Origin of the sequence: Paenibacillus sp. FSL E2-0177 (assembly GCF_037992975.1) — a bacterium.
Lineage (GTDB): Bacteria > Bacillota > Bacilli > Paenibacillales > Paenibacillaceae > Paenibacillus_AQ > Paenibacillus_AQ odorifer.
Genome location: NZ_CP150307.1, coordinates 6,165,958 through 6,184,604, shown reverse-complemented (window position 1 = coordinate 6,184,604; position 18,647 = coordinate 6,165,958). Strand labels below are relative to the sequence as shown.

General features: G+C 42.9%; 14 protein-coding genes. 13 read left to right on the top strand and 1 reads right to left on the bottom strand.

Going from position 1 to position 18,647, the window contains the following annotated elements:
• Positions 1-173 precede the first annotated feature (173 nt).
• The 5 genes from MHI25_RS27465 (at position 174) to MHI25_RS27445 (ending at position 10,361) form a co-directional block, all read left to right on the top strand.
• The gene (locus MHI25_RS27465; protein WP_340394645.1) at positions 174-7,025 is read left to right on the top strand and encodes an S-layer homology domain-containing protein; all 6,852 of its coding nucleotides are present in this window, start codon (positions 174-176) and stop codon (positions 7,023-7,025) included.
• 236 nt (positions 7,026-7,261) lie between these two features.
• Positions 7,262-8,311, top strand: a complete 1,050-nt coding sequence (locus MHI25_RS27460; protein ID WP_340395714.1) for a cation diffusion facilitator family transporter — start codon at positions 7,262-7,264, stop codon at positions 8,309-8,311.
• A gap of 74 nt (positions 8,312-8,385) precedes the next feature.
• On the top strand, positions 8,386-8,706 hold the full coding sequence (locus tag MHI25_RS27455) for a metal-sensitive transcriptional regulator (RefSeq protein WP_076128794.1): 321 nt from the start codon (positions 8,386-8,388) through the stop codon (positions 8,704-8,706).
• Positions 8,707-8,811: 105 nt separating this feature from the next.
• Positions 8,812-9,141, top strand: a complete 330-nt coding sequence (locus MHI25_RS27450; protein ID WP_076310323.1) for a four-helix bundle copper-binding protein — start codon at positions 8,812-8,814, stop codon at positions 9,139-9,141.
• Positions 9,142-9,362: 221 nt separating this feature from the next.
• Entirely contained in the window at positions 9,363-10,361 is a 999-nt protein-coding gene (locus MHI25_RS27445) for a globin-coupled sensor protein (RefSeq protein ID WP_076128790.1), read from the top strand.
• Between the two features lie 78 nt (positions 10,362-10,439).
• Here MHI25_RS27445 and MHI25_RS27440 read toward each other — a convergent pair whose 3' ends face one another.
• Positions 10,440-10,610 carry a hypothetical protein gene (locus MHI25_RS27440; protein ID WP_155288200.1) on the bottom strand — a complete coding sequence of 57 codons (171 nt, stop codon included), beginning with the start codon at positions 10,608-10,610 and terminating at the stop codon, positions 10,440-10,442.
• 137 nt (positions 10,611-10,747) lie between these two features.
• Here MHI25_RS27440 and MHI25_RS27435 point away from each other — a divergent pair, with 137 nt between their 5' ends.
• The 8 genes from MHI25_RS27435 to MHI25_RS27400 all read left to right on the top strand — a co-directional run bounded on the left by MHI25_RS27435 (position 10,748) and on the right by MHI25_RS27400 (position 18,595).
• Positions 10,748-11,071: a PadR family transcriptional regulator gene (locus MHI25_RS27435; RefSeq protein WP_036681391.1), complete on the top strand. Its 324-nt coding sequence runs from the start codon at positions 10,748-10,750 to the stop codon at positions 11,069-11,071.
• A 16-nt stretch (positions 11,072-11,087) separates the two neighbouring features.
• Positions 11,088-11,624: a DUF2812 domain-containing protein gene (locus MHI25_RS27430; RefSeq protein ID WP_076185471.1), complete on the top strand. Its 537-nt coding sequence runs from the start codon at positions 11,088-11,090 to the stop codon at positions 11,622-11,624.
• 238 nt (positions 11,625-11,862) lie between these two features.
• Positions 11,863-13,095: a glycosyl hydrolase family 8 gene (locus tag MHI25_RS27425; RefSeq protein WP_256717231.1), complete on the top strand. Its 1,233-nt coding sequence runs from the start codon at positions 11,863-11,865 to the stop codon at positions 13,093-13,095.
• Positions 13,096-13,785: 690 nt separating this feature from the next.
• Entirely contained in the window at positions 13,786-14,595 is an 810-nt protein-coding gene (locus MHI25_RS27420) for a CPBP family intramembrane glutamic endopeptidase (protein ID WP_139330196.1), read from the top strand.
• A 137-nt stretch (positions 14,596-14,732) separates the two neighbouring features.
• Positions 14,733-17,114, top strand: coding sequence for an ATP-binding protein (locus tag MHI25_RS27415; RefSeq protein ID WP_340394644.1), 2,382 nt, complete (start codon positions 14,733-14,735; stop codon positions 17,112-17,114).
• Positions 17,092-17,748 (top strand): response regulator transcription factor, encoded by a 657-nt coding sequence (locus tag MHI25_RS27410; RefSeq protein ID WP_038573390.1) that lies wholly within the window; start codon positions 17,092-17,094, stop codon positions 17,746-17,748. Before MHI25_RS27415 ends, MHI25_RS27410 begins: the two co-directional genes overlap by 23 nt.
• A gap of 168 nt (positions 17,749-17,916) precedes the next feature.
• The gene (locus tag MHI25_RS27405; protein ID WP_340395713.1) at positions 17,917-18,435 is read left to right on the top strand and encodes a DinB family protein; all 519 of its coding nucleotides are present in this window, start codon (positions 17,917-17,919) and stop codon (positions 18,433-18,435) included.
• A gap of 16 nt (positions 18,436-18,451) precedes the next feature.
• Positions 18,452-18,595 (top strand): hypothetical protein, encoded by a 144-nt coding sequence (locus MHI25_RS27400; protein WP_175620025.1) that lies wholly within the window; start codon positions 18,452-18,454, stop codon positions 18,593-18,595.
• The last annotated feature ends 52 nt before the right edge of the window (positions 18,596-18,647 follow it).

Sequence of the window (18,647 nt, the reverse complement as noted above, 5' to 3'; positions counted from 1 at the left end):
GCGTGTAAATTATTGTTGTTTTTAATCAAAATTTAATGTTAAATTCGTAATAATTCTCTCGGATTATACCGATATAAAAATCAAACCAAATGGCTACAAATCTTAGAAAAGACATCTAATCTCCATATGGTGGAAGTATTTATATTTTGGTGTAATGCCAAAGGGGGAAAATTGTGATTAAGCGGAGTGGCAATCTTTTATTAGCAATAAGTTTAGTATTCTCTATCGTCAGTTCTCTGTTTATGCCTGCAGTAATTTATGCAGCACCCAGCAATAGCAATAGCAATATCATAGATCAAAGCTCCACATCAGCTGGAAATTTGAGCAGTGTTGCTTTTGGTAACAATGTTTTTGTAGCGGTGGGCCAAGGAGGGATATCTACATCATCAAATGGCGTAGATTGGTCTATCTCAAAAAAGGCGGGGAACCCCAAACTAACTTCTATTGTGTTCGCTAATGGGCTGTTCTTAGCTATTGATGGTAGCGAAAAGGCAGTTTACAATTCACTCGATGGTGAAAATTGGACAAAAAAAACGTTAGCTATCACACCGGAAAGGTTGAAAGCGGTCAATGAAAAGTTCTTTGTATGGCAGTCAGTATATAAACCTGGCACCAATCCACCTTCTTATGATGTAACTCTACTACAATCCTCGGATGGCATTAACTGGACAGACACAGGAATCACTTCTACCAATGCAATATTCGGAATGCAAAGCTTAACGGATATTGCTTATGGCAACAACAAATATGTGGTCTCTGCTAACAATGCTGTCTATTATACCTCAACGAATCTGATCAATTGGACAACGGTCACCTTAACCGATCTTGTGATCAACCACTATAACTCTAGTTGGCCTTATGTTACGAATGTAATCTATTTAAATAATCGTTTCTTTAGTTATATCGTGACTCCGTATGCTAAAAAAGTATTCACCTCTACAGACGGTGCTAATTGGACCGTTGATGCCTCATGGGATAACAAGCAATTTTATGGGGGAGGTTCTTTAAATGGGAGCTATTTGTTGTTTGGGCAGGGTGTAATTTATAAATCTTCTGCGGCTCCGCTGGACAGCACCCAGTGGACATCTTCGGATACCCATACAACAATGATGATGAACAATATGGTTTACGGAAATGGAAAATATGTTGCTTCAGGGGGCAACGGCTTACTGGTTTCTTCTGACCTATCGGCGTGGAGTAATGTCAGCGGTAATCTGAAAAGTATTGCTAAGGATGGTAATGGCAATTATGTTGCCGTCTCATCCGGGGAATATGGCTCTATTTACAAATCTAATAGCTCCGCAGTATGGAACGATGTCACACCCTCCAAGCTGCCGGGAATGAATGCGGTCACTTATGGAGCAGGGAAGTTTATTGCGGTTACAGATAAAGAAAACTACAATCTTAACGCCAAAGTGGTGACCTCGACCAACGGTGATACTTGGACTATGACAGATACCGGAGTGCAGGACAATCTGACTGGCGTTGCTTTTGGCACAAATCAGTACGTTGCTGTTTCCGATTATGGCGGAATTTATTCTTCAGTTAACGGAACCTCATGGACAGAGAGATTTAAAAATGGGGATTTTGCATTTAATACAGTAGCTTACTTGAATAATCAATTTGTAGCTCTTGGGATGAAATACAATAGTACTACTTATGAGCAAGAGAGCGTTGTTATCGCAAAATCATCAGATGGAATACAGTGGAATGTGCCCTTAGAGATTGGGTTCCCCAATACTTCTTTAAAGGGAATTGCCTATGATGGTAGAGCTTATATTCTGGTTGGAGAAGATACACTTAGCCAGCAGGCAGTAATTCTAACCACAGAAGATTTGGTAACTTTTACGAAGGTTACAATATCAGCTAGCGCACTAAATAATATCAGCTTTGGTAATGGGAGTTTTCTGGCTGTTGGATTGAAGGGGGAGTTATTCTCTTCGGCAGACGGATCCACGTGGACTCAGGAAACATCTGATCTTACCTCTAATCTTAATGGCATTATTTACGATGGTACTAACTTTAAGGTCGTGGGGGATTATTTCACTAAAATGACCCTGAACCTAGGACCTACTCTTGCATATAGCATCACCGCTTCAGCGGCGACGTTGACACCTGTCGTAGGTGTAGATAATGGCATTACGCTGACTGTGAAGAACTCGCTGGGCAATATGGATACAACGTTTACCGGAACAAAAGAAGTGACGGTAACGGGTTATGGTGTTGCGCCGGACGGAACGTACGGAAGCTTAGGAAGCACCGCTTTAGCGGCTTCACCGAGCAAGATCAACGTTAATTTCGTTGAGGGTGTAGCACAGGTGAACCTGAAGCTGAACAAAGCTGGCGCGCAAGCGGTTGTGTTTAGCCAAGCAGGCGTAACCTCGCCAGCGGCAACAGCGCTGAACATTACACCTGTCGCAGGTAGCACAGCGACAATGAAGCTGACCACAGGCGTAAGTGCTCCGCAAGCCAATGGCGGCAGCTTCGCGCAGCAGCCAGTAATTACTTTGCTGGATCAGTTTGGGAATGTAAACCTTGGCGACAACAGTACGGTTGTTACTGTGTCGAAGAAGGACACTGGAAGCTGGACGTTGACGGGGAATACGACATTGACGGCAGTAGCGGGTGTCATTTCCTTTACGGATCTGGGAGCTACGAATGCAGCTGGAATCACCGGAGCGCAACTGGCATTTGATGCGACAGGACTTCCACAGATCACTAGTGTAGCGTTGAATCTTCCACAGCCACAGGGAGCACAAAGCATCACCGCCTCAGCAGCGACCTTGACGCCTGTCGTAGGTGTAGATAATGGCATTACGCTGACTGTGAAGAACTCGCTGGGCAATATGGATACAACGTTTACCGGAACAAAAGAAGTGACGGTAGCGGGTTATGATGTTGCGCCGGACGGAACGTACGGAAGCTTAGGAATCACCGCTTTGGCAGCTTCAGCGAGCAAGATCAACGTTGATTTCGTTGCGGGTGTAGCACAGGTGAACCTTAAGCTGAATAAAGCGGGAGCTCAGGCTGTTGTGTTTAGCCAAGCAGGCGTAACCTCGCCAGCGGCAACAGCGCTGAACATTGCACCTGTCGCAGGTAGCACAGCGATAATGAAGCTGACCACGGGCGTAAGTGCCCCGCAAGCCAATGGCGGTAGCTTCGCGCAGCAGCCAGTGATAACGCTGCTGGATCAGTTTGGGAATGTAAACATTGGCGACAACAGTACGATTGTTACTGTTTCGAAGAAGGATGCAGGAAGCTGGATGTTGACGGGGAATACGACGTTGACGGCAGTAGCGGGTGTCATTTCCTTTACGGATCTGGGAGCTACGAATGCAGCTGGAATCACCGGAGCCCAACTGGCATTTGATGCGACAGGACTTCCACAGATCACTAGTGTAGCGTTGAATCTTCCAGAGCCACAGGGAGCGCAAAGCATCACCGCCTCAGCGGCGACGTTGACACCTGTCGTAGGTGTAGATAATGGCATTACGCTGACCGTGAAAAATTCGCTGGGCGATACGGATGCAACGTTCACCGGAACGAAAGAAGTGACGGTAGCGGGTTATGATGTTGCGCCGGACGGAACGTACGGAAGCTTAGGAAGTACCGCTTTGGTAGCTTCACCGAGCAAGATCAACGTTGATTTCGTTGCGGGTGTAGCACAGGTGGATCTGAAGCTGAACAAAGCTGGCGCGCAAGCGGTTGTGTTCAGCCAAGCAGGCGTAGCCACGCCAGCAGCAACAGCGCTGAACATTACACCTGTCGCAGGTAGCACAGCGACAATGAAGCTGACCACAGGCGTAAGTGCGCCGCAAGCCAATGGCGGTAGCTTCGCGCAGCAGCCAGTGATAACGCTGCTGGATCAGTTTGGGAATGTAAACCTTGGCGACAACAGTACGGTTGTTACTGTGTCGAAGAAGGACACAGGAAGCTGGACGTTGACGGGGAATACGACGTTGACGGCAGTAGCAGGTGTCATTTCCTTTACGGATCTAGGAGCTACGAATGCAGCTGGAATCACCGGAGCGCAACTGGCATTTGATGCGACAGGACTTCCACAGATCACTAGTGTAGCGTTGAATCTTCCAGAGCCACAGGGAGCGCAAAGCATCACTGCCTCAGCGGCGACGTTAACGCCTGTCGTAGGTGTAGATAATGGCATTACGCTGACTGTGAAGAACTCGCTGGGCAATACGGATACAACGTTTACCGGAACAAAAGAAGTGACGGTAACGGGTTATGATGTTGCGCCGGACGGAACGTACGGAAGCTTAGGAAGTACCGCTTTGGCAGCTTCACCGAGCAAGATCAACGTTGATTTCGTTGAGGGTGTAGCTCAGGTGAACCTGAAGCTGAATAAAGCGGGAGCACAGGCTGTTGTGTTCAGCCAAGCAGGCGTAGCCACGCCAGCGGCAACAGCGCTGAACATTACACCTGTCGCAGGTAGCACGGCGACAATGAAGCTGACCACAGGCGTAAGTGCCCCGCAGACCAATGGCGGTAGCTTCGCGCAGCAGCCAGTGATAACGCTGCTGGATCAGTTTGGGAATGTAAACCTTGGCGACAACAGTACGGTTGTTACTGTGTCGAAGAAGGACACAGGAAGCTGGACGTTGACGGGGAATACGACGTTGACAGCAGTAGCGGGCCTCATTTCCTTTACGGATCTGGGAGCTACGAATGCAGCTGGAGTTACCGGAGCGCAACTGGCATTTGATGCGACAGGACTTACAGAGATCACTAGTGCAGTTATTGACCTTACCTGGCCTGAACTTGCTGCGCCAAGTATTGAGTCTGTAACAGCAGGAAACGGACATATTCGTATTACTTGGAGTCCCGTATATGGTACCGATAGTTACGCTGTATATCAGTCTACAGCTTCAGGTGTTTATGGAGCTGAGGTAGCTACTATAAGTGGCTCTGAGAACAGTTACGATGCTGTAGGATTAATTAATGGAACTGCTTATTATTTTATTGTTAAAGCTGTTAATCCTGATGGTATCAGTGCGGCTTCCAATGAAGTAACTAGAACGCCTCAGGTTCCAGCGCCGGGCGCGCCAATACTTCATTCACCTGTGGCAAGTAATGGCCTCATCGGCTTAACATGGGATCCGGTGAAGGGTGCGATTGGATACACTATATATCAAGGTATCACTTCTGGAATCTATGAGACCCAAGTGGCTACAGTAAGCGAATCTGTCTACAACTATGATGTGACAGGGTTAACTAATGGCCAATCTTATTATTTCGTAGTTAAGGCATCTAATCCGGGCGGGGAGAGTGCAGCTTCTAACGAAGTCAGCACGAAACCAAGAACATCACCATCTGCACCTACGGACTTAATAGCGGTAGCGGGAGATGGCGAGGCGACTGTGACATTTGCAGTTCCTGATTCGAACGGGGGAACTCCAATTACGAATTATGAGGTTACTGCTTCTCCGGGTAATATCGTAACGGTTGGGGCAACAAGTCCAATAACGGTAACAGGTCTAGCGAATGGAACCACTTATTCGTTTACAGTTAAAGCGATTAATAGCGCTGGTAGTAGTGTAGCTTCTGAAGTTTCGAACTCCGTGACACCGAAGTCATCAACGGAGGTTGAGGTTACACCTACACCGCCAACACCAACGCCAACGCCAACAGAATCACCGCCAACACCAACGCCAACGCCAACAGAATCACCGACATCAACACCGACTGCACCACCTTCAACAACTGCACCAACTGCAACAGCAGGATCCACTGCTACAGCTACAGCTACACCATCTAGCAGCATGGTTGAGGTATTGGTGAACGGTAAGGTTGAAAATGCCGGAACAGCAACGATATCTGAGCATAACGGGCAGACGGTTACCACGATTGTTGTAGATCAGGCAAAAATAGAGCAACGTATCGAAAAGGAAGACCAGAATGCAATTATAACTATCCCTGTGACTGCGACTTCACATGTGATTATTGGCGAGCTTAATGGCCAAATCATCAAAGATATGGAGCAGAAGCAGGCGCTGCTAATCATTCGTACTCCAAAAGGCACTTATACAATATCAGCAGCACAGATTGATATCAGTGCAATTTCAAAACAGTTTGGCACAGACATTGCTCTACAAGATGTGAAGGTGCAAATTTCAATTTCTGTTCCGACTGCGGATGCACTGAAAAGAATAGAAATGTTGGCAGCCAATGAAAAGCTAACGTTGGTAGCTCAGCCATTAGATTTCACGGTGAAGGTTACTTACGCTGGGAAAACTGTTGAACTCACTAAGTTTAATACCTATGTGGAAAGAACTATTCCTCTAGCGGATGGTGTAGACCTTAAGAAGATCACGACTGGGCTAGTGCTTGAAGCGGGGGGGACGTTCCGCCATGTACCCACACAGATTGTTGCCATTGATGGCAAACACTTTGCGAAAATACACAGTTTAACGAACAGTACGTATTTTGTAGTTCAAGATCCACAGAACTTCAAGGATGTCGCCACCCACTGGGCTAAGGACATTGTCAATGAGATGGCTTCCCGTAAGGTTATTAATGGAGTCGGCGACGATTTGTTTAACCCTAATCTGGAGATTACACGTGCAGAATTTGCGGCGATTATCGTACGTGGATTGGGATTGAAGTTGGAAAGCGGGACAACATCCTTTGCGGATGTAAAGGTCTCAGATTGGTATAATGATGCGGTGCAGACAGCTTACTCCTATAAGCTAATCAACGGTTTTGAAGATGGAGCGTTCCATCCAACAGACAAGATTACTCGGGAACAGGCGATGAGTATTATTGCTAAAGCTATGGTGATTACCGATTTGAAGACAAATCTTCCGGCCAAAGAAGCAAGCGAGCTGCTGAGCATTTACACGGATGCGAATGAAGCATCAGACTGGGCGAAGAGTGGCATCGCAGACAGCCTGCAAGCAGGAATCATCACGGGCAGAAGCGGAAATGTACTTGCCCCACAAGCCTTCATTACGAGAGCAGAAGTTGCGGCTATCATCCAAAGATTGCTGCAACAATCAGATTTGATTTAATACACGGTTCTGATTCGAGAGGATCCTTCATGCAGGAAGAGCTGCGGAGGGTCCTCTTTATTTTATTAGGTCAGAGACAATCATTTGTTGTTGCTTTTTTATTGACAAGAAGAAAAATCCAGTTAATAATAACATATGAATACATGCTCATATGTTATTATTAACTGGAGCTTTTGAATGTAACTGCGCAGGGCTACGAATACTATCTAGCTGAAGGTAATAGGAGGTTAAGCATGATGAACAAGAAGAACAAACGCAATCATCAGGTCGAGAATGTACACGGGCAACAGTCCAATCACGATCACAGTAACCACGACCACGCTCATGAAGGACACAGTCACGCGCATGAAGGACACAGTCACGCGCATGAAGGACACAGTCACTCCCATGACTCTCACGGGCATCAACATTTTGATCCTAGTGGAAATAAAAAAGGGCTTTTGATTGCGTTGATCATTACGGTTGGAATTATGTTTTTGGAGTTTTTTGGTGGGTTGATTACTAACAGCTTAGCCCTGTTATCGGACAGTGGGCATATGCTAAACGATGCAAGCTCTCTAGCATTAAGCCTAGTAGCGGTCTGGTTTGCAACTAAACCTGCTTCTCCGAACAAAACGTATGGTTTTCATCGATTTGAAATTTTGGCGGCACTCTTAAACGGAGTTACTTTATTTGTAGTTGCTGGATTTATCATTGTAGAAGCTTATGGGCGGTTTTTTGAGCCGCCGACAGTTGCCAGCGGATCTATGATGCTGATCGCAAGTATTGGTCTTTTAGCCAATGTGGCTAGTGCATGGTCGCTTATGAGAAAAGGGGATGTGAAAAATAACATTAATCTCCGTAGTGCTTATCTCCATGTGCTTGGTGATGCTTTAGGTTCAGTAGGGGCAATTATTGCCGGTTTAATCATGATGATTTTTGGCTGGTATGTTGCTGATCCAATCATAAGCGTACTGGTTGCTCTATTGATTCTTAGAGGGGCATGGGGAATTATCAAACATACCGTTCACGTCCTTATGGAAGGCACCCCGATTACAATTAATCCAGCTGAAGTAAAGGAAATCCTCGAAAGCATTGAGGGGGTTAGAAATGTTCATGACCTGCATATCTGGACCATAACTTCGGGATTAGATTCACTCAGCTGTCATATCTTAATTGAAGAGGAAGCAGATGACCAACGCATTTTGCAGCAAGCGATTCGGTTAATTGCCGATCATTTCAAAATTCAACATACAACCATTCAGGTTGAAACTTCAGCTATAGTTCATGAAGAATTGAAAATCTAATCAATGATTTATTTTTTGAATAGAATAGGGGGGCTATAGTATAATAAAAATACGAGGAAAGGGGTGATCGGTGCATGGATAATCTGACTCACGAGCATGAATCATGCAGTACGGATGAGCGGAAAAGTCATCACTCAGATAAAACTAAAAAGAATTTGATTAGCCGGCTCAATAGAATTGAAGGTCAGGTTAGAGGGCTAAAAGGGTTAATTGAAAAAGACACCTATTGTGATGATGTGCTGCATCAAATCTCCTCGGTCCAATCTGCATTGAACGGCGTGGGCAAGCTTTTGCTGGAGCATCATATGAAAAGTTGTGTAGTGGAACGTATCCAGGAAGGTGAGAACGAGGTACTGGATGAACTATTAGTTACCATCAATAAATTAATTAGATAATTGATCAATCGGAAGGATTCCCCGGAATCCTTTTTTATTTGCTCAAATTGGGTATATATAGAGTAGGGGACTATCCTAATTAATGAATTGAGAGGAGAATGTGTTATGGCACATCAAAACTACAAAGAGTGTATCGATGAGTGTTTAAAATGTATGATAGCTTGCAATCACTGTTACTCAGCTTGTTTGGATGAGGATCATGTGGGGATGATGAAGGTGTGCATTCGCCTGGATCGTGAATGTGCGGATATATGCGAGTTTGCAGCTCATGCCATGTCGATGAACAGTAAATATGCAAAAGAGATTTGTTTAGCTTGTGCAGAAGCTTGTGAAGCCTGCGGCAACGAATGCCAAAAGCATGATCATGAACATTGCCAGCAATGTGCAGAAGCTTGCTTAGCTTGTGCAAAAGTTTGCCGTGAAATGGCGGCGTAATTTAAAGCTTGAAACTGAAAGGGCTGCTGCGGCAGCCCTTTATTCATGAATAGGAAGCCAAATCTAAGGGCAACTAGTGAGGTTTTGTAAAATTATTAAGCAATATAGGTAAATATAGTGTTAAAATTTATTGAAATAATACCTTTATAATCAAGAGATATAGATGCCATAGGGGATGGCTGAGAAAAATAAACAGTTATGAGAGGGATGTTAACGACGGTATGATCAATCTTAGTCCAGAACGACTCCAGCAAGTTAGCTATATAGGGATTACTGAGGCTGATTTAGAATTATTAAAAAGCAAGGAGAAAGAATTCAACTTAATCGTTAGCTCATTGGTTGAGGAGCTGTATAAACAGATGACGATGGAGCCAGAGCTGCTCCACATCATTGAGCAGCACAGTACACTGGATCGATTGAAAGAAACACAGCAGTGGTATTTTTTATCTATGGCCGCTGGTGTGATCGATGAAGCATTTATTGAAAGACGTTTGCTTATCGGGAAAATCCATTCCCGTATTGGATTAACAACGAATTGGTATTTGGGGACGTACATATTATATCTGGATTTGGCTACTGCTTATTTTGAACGGATATTACCAAACGAATGGAAGCCTGTTATTCATGCCTTAACCAAGATGTTTAATCTCGATTCACAGCTCGTTCTTGAAGCCTATGAAGTGGATGAAAAAGCAAAAATAGAAAACTTGCTGGAGAAGCAAAATCACCTGCTTACAGGAGTGAGTTCAGCCGTTCAGGAGCTGGTATCTTTGATGGTTCAATTAAAGGATAGCAGTGAATCGATAGAAAGTTTAGCTAGTAAAAATGCTGATTATCAAGAGAAAACGCATCAAACGGTATTATATTTGGACAAAGAGGTGGAGTCTATTCATCAAGTGGGTACGATGATTAGAGAAGTGGCTGATCATACGCATCTTTTAGGCCTGAATGCGGCTATTGAAGCAGCCAGAGCTGGGGAGTTTGGAAGAGGTTTTGAAGTTGTGGCTAATGAAGTTCGTAAGCTAGCCCGTCGCTCAAAGGATTCACTGGTAACCATTGACCAGAAACTCGACAATATCAATGCCACCCTTTCCAAGGTGAAAAAAGAATCGGAACACAACTCCATGTATTCCAAGGATCAGGTCAAAAGCTCTCAAGAGCTGGCTTCCTTCGTGAACTTAATTGAAAAAGTGACTGCTGAGTTAGAGAACTTGAAATGAAGCTGCCACGGATTGAAACACTCCTTCAGAAAATTCTGAGGAGTGTTTTTTGTTTGAAGAAGTTATTAGCGGTATAGCTTAAACATCAGTTTTGGAGACACCGTTTAAGCTGGGCACATAATCAGCAGCCTTATCGATGTTCACCATCTGAGCGGCTTCATTGAAATTGTTGTTATTCTCCGCATTGTTTTTCTTACTTGGTTGATGTTTTCCTGGAGCTTCTTTGGGATTGGCACTATTTTTGGGCATGACATTCACCTCCATATTCTTCACCTAGTATGAGAAGGTAGTTTGAATTTTATGCCAGCAGTTGACAAGTGTATCATTAAAAGATATAGTTCATTTAATGATATATCTTTTAATGATACATATGAGGAGGTGATTAAGTGTCAAGAACGGACTCATTGGAAATGGGAGAGCTCACAGACACTGCATTTTATATTCTCTTGTCTTTAGTCGAAGCCAAACACGGATATCTGATTATGAAATCAATCGAAACGATGACGAACAATCAATTTTCAATTGGGCCTGCTTCCATGTATACAACCATTAAGAAGCTGCTAGCGGCTGAATTTATTGAGCTGTATAAAGAAGAAGAGGACGACAAACGAAAAACGTATATTGCAACGGAAAAAGGGATTGGATTGCTAAGAAAAGAAGTAGAGCGCCGAAAAGAAATGATTAGACATGCAGAACAAATTCTCAAATAAAAGGTGGGGAATAGGCATGAAGAATACAAAATATGTGACCAGCGGGGGCTTAGCTTTTACTGAAAAAGGAGATATGCAGAAATTGAGTAAGTATGCCAAAGGGGGCTGGCTCCTGGAGAGCTTTGCACCTTTGGGTTATAAGTTAAGAAAGGGAGATCCCCAGAATCTTGAGTACAGTGTAGATTATCACACAAATGTCGATGAGGAGTATTATTTGATTTTTGAAGATGCCGGATGGACTTATGTCTGTTCTGCCGGAAATGGGTTTCATATCTTTCGGGCAGCTGCAGGTACGGCGCCTATCTACTCGGACACAGGGACCCTCATTGACAAATATGAACGTGAAAAGAAAACGATGGGCAAAGTAGCCTTGCCATTGCTTATAGCTTTGATTGCTTTTATCTTCCTAGCGATCTTGGGCGTTAATGGATGGTTACCTGAGATCGTGAGGAATATCAGCCTGGTGTTAGTAGTGGTCACACTTTGTATGTTGGTCTTTCCGGGTCTTCCATACATTGCGTATCGATTCAAATTGAATAAATTACGAGAATAGCGAATGGATTTTTATCTAAAGGATGTTTGCACAGCCATGAATGAAGTTGGTTGTGGAACCATCCTTTTTTTAGTTGAGGAGTGAGAACAAATCTAAGTCTCAGATATATAGTACTAATGATCTATTAATGGAATTGCTTATATATTAATTCCATATTCTGTATTACAATGATAGCGAATACGAATTAGCTTGCTGTTTTCTTTCAAATTTATTACCACAATTGAAGAGGAGGCAATGAATGATGAAGAAGGATGCAAAGCTTAGGTTGAGTTGGAAAAGCCTTATTGTCGTATGCTTGGTAATTAGTATTCTTCCTGCCGGTTCCGCGTTTGCAGCAGTGAACAAACCTTTTCCGCAACATTCCACCTACACGAGTGGATCTATCAAGCCAAACAATGTAACCCAGACCAGTATGGATAATTCAGTGAAGACCAAATGGGATGCGTGGAAAACGGCCTATCTCAAACCAGCTGGCACTGGCAAATATTACGTTAAGTATAATTCAGATGGAGAAACGGTATCTGAAGCACATGGTTACGGGATGTTGTTCACAGTTTTGATGGCTGGTTATGACAGCAATGCTCAGACTTATTTTGACGGCTTATATAATTATTACAAGGCTCACCCAAGTGCAATTAACCCTTATTTGATGTCCTGGAAGCAAAACAGCAGCTTTCAAAATATTGAAGGCGAGGACTCTGCTACAGATGGAGATATGGATATAGCGTTCTCATTGCTGCTTGCGGACAAGCAGTGGGGAAGTAGTGGTACGATCAATTATTTACAAGCTGCAAAAGATATCATTAATGCGATTATGGACAATGAGATTAACCAGACACAGTGGACGATCCGTCTAGGTGACTGGGCGAATAGCGGCTCGTATAATACGGCAACTAGACCTTCTGATTTCATGCTAAATCATTTAAAAGCATTCCAACAGGCTACAGGAGATACCCGCTGGACGAATGTTATCGATAAAACGTACACGATTATAAATAGCCTTTATACGGGTTATAGCTCTAGCACTGGGCTGTTGCCTGATTTCGTAGTTTACTCTGGGGGTGTGTATAAACCTGCTGCGGCGAATTTCCTTGAGGATGCCAATGACGGGAATTACAATTACAATTCTTGTCGTACCCCATGGCGGATCGCAACAGATTATTTGATTACTGGAGACAGCAGGGCGCTTACGCAGCTCAATAAGATGAATAGCTGGATTAAGACTAAAGTAAGCAGTACACCTGGTAGTATAAAAGATGGGTACAAGCTAAACGGAACCGTATTTGGAAGTTACAATAGCGGTGCCTTCTATGCTCCATTTGGAGTCAGTGCGATGACCTCATCAACTTACCAAAGCTGGTTGAATTCTCTCTGGAGCCACACAGCAAGCAGTGCTGCAGAAGATTACTATGAAGACAGCATCAAGCTGTTTTCGATGATCGTTATGTCTGGTAACTGGTGGACCTATTAAGATAACGTATAGTTAGAAAAAGGCTGTCCCCAAAACGTTCATGCCCAAAACCATAAAAGTCAAACAGAACAGCGATTCTCCTAATATTGGAGAATCGCTGTTTTGCATTTTTGGTCAACTACTGTTTGTTTCAGTAGATTAGGGGCAAAAGTAAAGCCACCTGATCTCTAATGTTACGGTGGAGCATCCTTTATTTGATAACCAATTGAATCAAGGGGCGTACCTATTGATGCTCCAAAGGATGCAATAAGTGAAGCACTTATACAGCAATTGGGGAATTTCTCCCTAAAATTCAGAGATTTCTGTTCATCAGACTTATAATTAGGGAAAACTTCCCTTAATTTTGGCCGATTCAGTAACTAATAAAGAAATCCCCCTGATTATTAGGGAGGAATTCCCTGATTCCGTCCTTTTAGAGCCAAAATCGGCTATTTTCAGGGAGTATTTCCCTAATTAGTTTACACTTACGCTGCACATCGCACATCGCACATCGCACATCGCACATCGCACATCGCTCACCATTTCACTATTTTTAGGACAACCTTACTGAAGACTTTGCGGCATACAGATAAGTAGTACCGCAAAAGAATTGTGGTTTTAACGAACGTTGTTTTCGGTGAAACGTCCTGCCTGGTTATATACAATTGGATTAAATAGGAAGATATAGTTCCTTATATCTAAAAAGGGTAGGTGATAATATTGCTCTCAGACAAGAAACAATCTCTTCTATTTATTATTATCGTATGGGCAATGGCGTTAGGGATGTTGCTGCTTCCGGAATCGGCGCAAGGTCTGTATGGATTTACTCCTTTTTTCACAGTATGTATCATGATGTTTCTGATTGTGAGAGATGGATACAGTGCTGAGGGATGGAGAAGGTTGGGCTTCAAATTTAGGGGAGGCAAAGAATACATATTGGCTTTAGTTATTCCCTTAGGTTCACTGGGAGCGGGATATGCTGTCTATTGGATGGGATGGAACTCAAGCTTAATTTCTCCAGATTCATGGATCAAGACTGCTATATATTTGCTCGTTTACATTGTTCTTGGTTCATTATCTGCTTTGGGGGAAGAGATCGGTTGGAGGGGTTGGCTGCTCCCGCGTTTTCAATGGATGGGAAGAGTAAGTTCTAGTGTAACAATGGGCTTAATCTGGGCTATATGGCATTATCCGGCGATTCTTGGGCCGCGTGCTTATCATTCCTCTGGAAGCCGCTGGCTCGTGGTGGTGCTCTTTACCTTATCTGTTATGTTTGCGGGCATCATTATAAATGAACTGCGTCTGACCTCCGGTAGTATTTGGCCGGCAGTGCTTTTACACGGAACTAATAATGCTGTAGATAGTGTTTTGCACAATATTACTGTCAGTTCTTCACCTATGTTGGAGTATGTAGCCGGGGAGAGTGGTTGGGTTCCAGTGATTTTATATGGCTGCGCAGCGATATGGATTCTGGATCGAAACCACAGAGTGAAGCAGCAAAAAGCCAGGATAGAGCTATAATTCAATGCGGATATTTAGAGGAGAAGGAATATCATGCATAAAAGTATATAATTTCCTTTGTGATTCATATAAAATGGTAGGGGAATACCAAATAAGAATAGAGATATGTATAATTTTGTTCGTTCGGGGGATTTGAAATGACAGTAAAACTCCGCCAGTTATTCATATCAGGGTTACTTTGCATTTTTGTTTTTCTTATTATTCATTTTGTGTGGGTCATTCACTCTAACATCTTGCTTGGCGTTGGTCTGGAGCAGAATGAAGAAGGGCAATATTATATTGCTGAGGCAGACGTTTCAAGCGAAGGGTATAAACAGAATCTAAGGGAAGGGGATATCTTATTACGGGTTAATGGGAAACCGATTGATAAAGTGGATGAAGCTGTGAGATATGGAAGCTTAACTCAGGTTCAATCCGTTGACCTTCTTCGTAACTCCAAAGGGGGGGCTCCACTTGCTTTGCATTATGATATTGAGAATAAGTCCTCCATCTATCATACGTTTACCCAGCTTGTAGTCCCTGGAGCGACATTTGTTTTTTTGGCAGTGTTAAGCCTTCTATTATACCGCAGGAAAAGCGGGGATCGCTCAGCAGAGCTGCTGATTTTATTCTTTTTATTAGTCGGAATAACTTACTTTGCGGGATATGCCTCAAGTAGATCTGATCTTATTGGTAGAATCGCGATGGGTAGCGTGTTGCCTTTAATTCCACTGGTTTTTATTCACTTTCTCCAAGTATATCTGAAACGATTTGATGTATTAGTTCTATCTACTACTGTAATCAAAATATACTATGGCCTGGTCATTTTACTAAGCCTATTTTCCACCTCCAGTCTAATGGTTTACTCCTGGGATAGATCCTTGTATTCCTTTGTAAGGTTAATTATTATTGGGTTCTTTGTTTTTGGGATTTTTTACAGCATATTTAAGCTGCTATATTTATACCTTGCTTATCGAAGCACAGCGCTTAAATCGATGTTTAAAATTATGCTTACCGGACAAATCCTTGCGTTTACACCGTTTGTTCTCTTCTCAGCTGCACCCATTGCTGTTGGGGTCAACCTGATTCCTTACGAAATTACTACGATCTTTTTGTTTTTGATGCCAGTTACTTATTTTTATCTGCTGACGGCTAGGCAACTATTTGATATTGATTTCGCTTTTAATCGGTTTAAATATTATTTATTAATTGCTTTTTTTCCGGCGCTAATGATTGTAGCCGTACTTGCGATCATTCAGAGCAGGCAAGAGTATGATTGGATCAAATGGATTCAGATGTTTTTGGTTGTATATTTATCTATTACAATCTTTTTATTCTTTAAGGAGAAAATAGATTATTATTTCCGGCCTAAACTGTTCCGTGAGCTTTATCATTATCAAGGTAGTCTGGAGCGATTCTCGAAGCAAATCTCCAAGGTTATGATGCGGTCTGATTTGGAGGCTGCAATTTACAAGGAAATCAATGAGATTTTACCGGTTAGTCGGTCTGCTTTTTTTGAGAGAGATGAGGATATGAGTAACCTCGAACAAATAGTCGACAATTCGGGCCAAGAGATCAACATAGAATTTGTATCGAAATCTCCAGTTTTTAAGGTAGGAGAAGTAGTTCAACTCAAACAGGGGATCTTACTCGTAATCGGACGTCACCAAAAAAAATTTCATCTCCTCTGGATTGATCATAAGAAGAACCATACAAAGCTTAATTCGGATGAGCTTAACTGGTTAAATACCCTCGCAAATTATGCGAGTATTGTCTATGAGAATTTATATCTTATTGAAGGCTTGATTGAAGACCTTGAAGCAGAGATGAAAAAAGAGCTACATGCAGCACCATGGGTTCTACGCCTGATCTTTAACTTATCAGAGAAAGAACGCAGAAAGCTGGCGGCGGATTTACATGATTCTGCTCTTCAGGATCAGCTCATTTGGCTTCGCAGGCTGGAAACACTGATCTCCGATCATGATATTGAGGCGGATATTTTGCCAGAGCTGCTTCAGATTAAAGAGGGACTTCTGGATGTGATATATCAGATTAGGGAGACCTGCAATGAACTGCGTCCACCGCTGCTAAGAGAGACCGGAATTGTGAAGGCACTGGAACTATTGTTTGAGTATGCCCAGCTGCAGTCCAACTACATTATCACCTTTACATCCAGTCCGATTGGTGAGCTAAGTGAAGACCTGGTGATTGCGTTGTATCGAATAGTACAGGAGCTCCTGCGGAATGCCGGGAAACATGCCAAGGCGAATCAGATTGAAATTGAGCTGGACCAGCAAGAGCACCTCTATTTTCGATATAAGGATGATGGGATTGGCATGAATATAGTTGATATCAGGGAATCTTTTCAGCATATGGGCCTGTCTGGAATCAAAGAACGTGTTGCTAGCTTAGAGGGGGAGTGCACTTTTACCTCGGAGAAAGGGAAGGGACTGGAGGTTATTATTTATTTACCGACAATGGCTTTTGTAGAAGAAAAGCACAGAGGAGGCGATGACGATGATACGTATCTTGTTGGTTGATGATCATCCTTCAGTCGGAGAAGGAACCAAAACTATGATTGAGCAGGACGCGGATATGGAGGTTACTTTTGTTTTGTCAGCGATGGAAGCTTTGGATAGGCTGGAGCAACAAGAATTTGATGTGATCTTATGCGACCTCAACATGCCTACGATCAGCGGACTTGAATTCGCCAAAAGAGCCGTTCAACGTGATCCTGAATCTAAAGTGGTGATTTATACCGGATATGAGATCAGTGCTCATTATAATCTTTTGATGGAGTCAGGGGTCACAGGATTTATCTCTAAAACAGCTTCCCGAGAACAGTTGTTAAATACCATTCGTTGTGCACTAAGGAATGAGGCGGTCATTCCGGTGTCTTTACTTAAACAGCTACGAAGAAATGATATCAAGATTTCTAATCACCGGGATAATCGGCTGCTTGAAGAAGTGTCCATTAATCAAAGAGAACAGGAAATACTCCAAGAAGTAGCTAGTGGAAAAAGCAATAAAGACATAGCCAGCAAGCTTTTAATGTCACAAAGGACTGTAGAGTATAACCTGACGAGAATCTTTGAGAAGCTTAGTGTACATTCCAGATCCGAAGCTATAGTGGAAGGGAAGCGACTAGGTCTTGTTAGGATGGAGACTTTCTAAGTTGAAGCCCATACAACCCAATACATAGTTTTGTTAGTTTTATTCATGGTGTTAAGCACCTCACTTTTGCATCTTGATCGTCATTACCTGTAATTCATAATTCTGAACCATTCAGGTATTTAGAGTATTATTCTGAAGAAATCAAGGAGGAACATCCATATGATTGACATGAACCAAATATTTTTGATTACAGATATCCCAGGTTACTCCCCGCAAATCAGCCGACTTTTATCCATGATGAACTATGCAAGATATACAACATTAGAAGCCGTTAAGGGTCTAACTATGGAACAACTGGATTATTTATTGGATGCTCAGAGTAACTCTATTGGAGCGTTATTATTGCACTACGCTGCTGTAGAATATGCATATCAAGTAGCAACGTTTGAGCAAAGAGATTTGTCTGAAGAAGAGCTAACGAGATGGGGGCCAGCATTAAATTTAGGAGACGAAGGACGAGCCAATATTAAGGGGTATGACCTGAGCTATTATTTAGATCGCCTAAATGAAGTTAGACAAAAGACTTATGAATTATTCGCAACCGTCGATGATAATTGGTTATATACTGAAGAGGAATTCTGGCATAACAAACCTGCGAACTACTATTTTATGTGGTTTCACGTTTTTGAGGATGAAATCAATCATAGAGGCCAGATTAGGCTGATCCGAAAAAGAGCACTAGCTTAAGAAAGGAGGCGCGCGAATGGAGTACATAGAGAAAAATATAAAGCCTTTATTTAAGAAATATCCGCTGCTCTCGAAATTTATATTAACAGTGGTGATTATAGACATCGTTTATTACGCCGGAAAACAAGTTGGAGGATTAGCTTATCACCTCATGCACTAATTTCTTTTGAAAATAAGCCGAATAGAAAAGGCGAGTTCCACTCATTTTGAGT

Bases quoted from the DNA above. Each gene is read 5' to 3' on its own strand.
- MHI25_RS27455 (WP_076128794.1), top strand. From the start codon at position 8,386: ATGGATAATCTGACTCACGAGCATGAATCATGCAGTACGGATGAGCGG.
- MHI25_RS27415 (WP_340394644.1), top strand. From the start codon at position 14,733: ATGACAGTAAAACTCCGCCAGTTATTCATATCAGGGTTACTTTGCATT.
- MHI25_RS27440 (WP_155288200.1), bottom strand. From the start codon at position 10,610: ATGCCCAAAAATAGTGCCAATCCCAAAGAAGCTCCAGGAAAACATCAA.
- MHI25_RS27400 (WP_175620025.1), top strand. From the start codon at position 18,452: ATGGAGTACATAGAGAAAAATATAAAGCCTTTATTTAAGAAATATCCG.
- MHI25_RS27425 (WP_256717231.1), top strand. From the start codon at position 11,863: ATGATGAAGAAGGATGCAAAGCTTAGGTTGAGTTGGAAAAGCCTTATT.
- MHI25_RS27460 (WP_340395714.1), top strand. From the start codon at position 7,262: ATGAACAAGAAGAACAAACGCAATCATCAGGTCGAGAATGTACACGGG.
- MHI25_RS27430 (WP_076185471.1), top strand. From the start codon at position 11,088: ATGAAGAATACAAAATATGTGACCAGCGGGGGCTTAGCTTTTACTGAA.
- MHI25_RS27405 (WP_340395713.1), top strand. From the start codon at position 17,917: ATGAACCAAATATTTTTGATTACAGATATCCCAGGTTACTCCCCGCAA.
- MHI25_RS27450 (WP_076310323.1), top strand. From the start codon at position 8,812: ATGGCACATCAAAACTACAAAGAGTGTATCGATGAGTGTTTAAAATGT.
- MHI25_RS27445 (WP_076128790.1), top strand. From the start codon at position 9,363: ATGATCAATCTTAGTCCAGAACGACTCCAGCAAGTTAGCTATATAGGG.
- MHI25_RS27410 (WP_038573390.1), top strand. From the start codon at position 17,092: ATGATACGTATCTTGTTGGTTGATGATCATCCTTCAGTCGGAGAAGGA.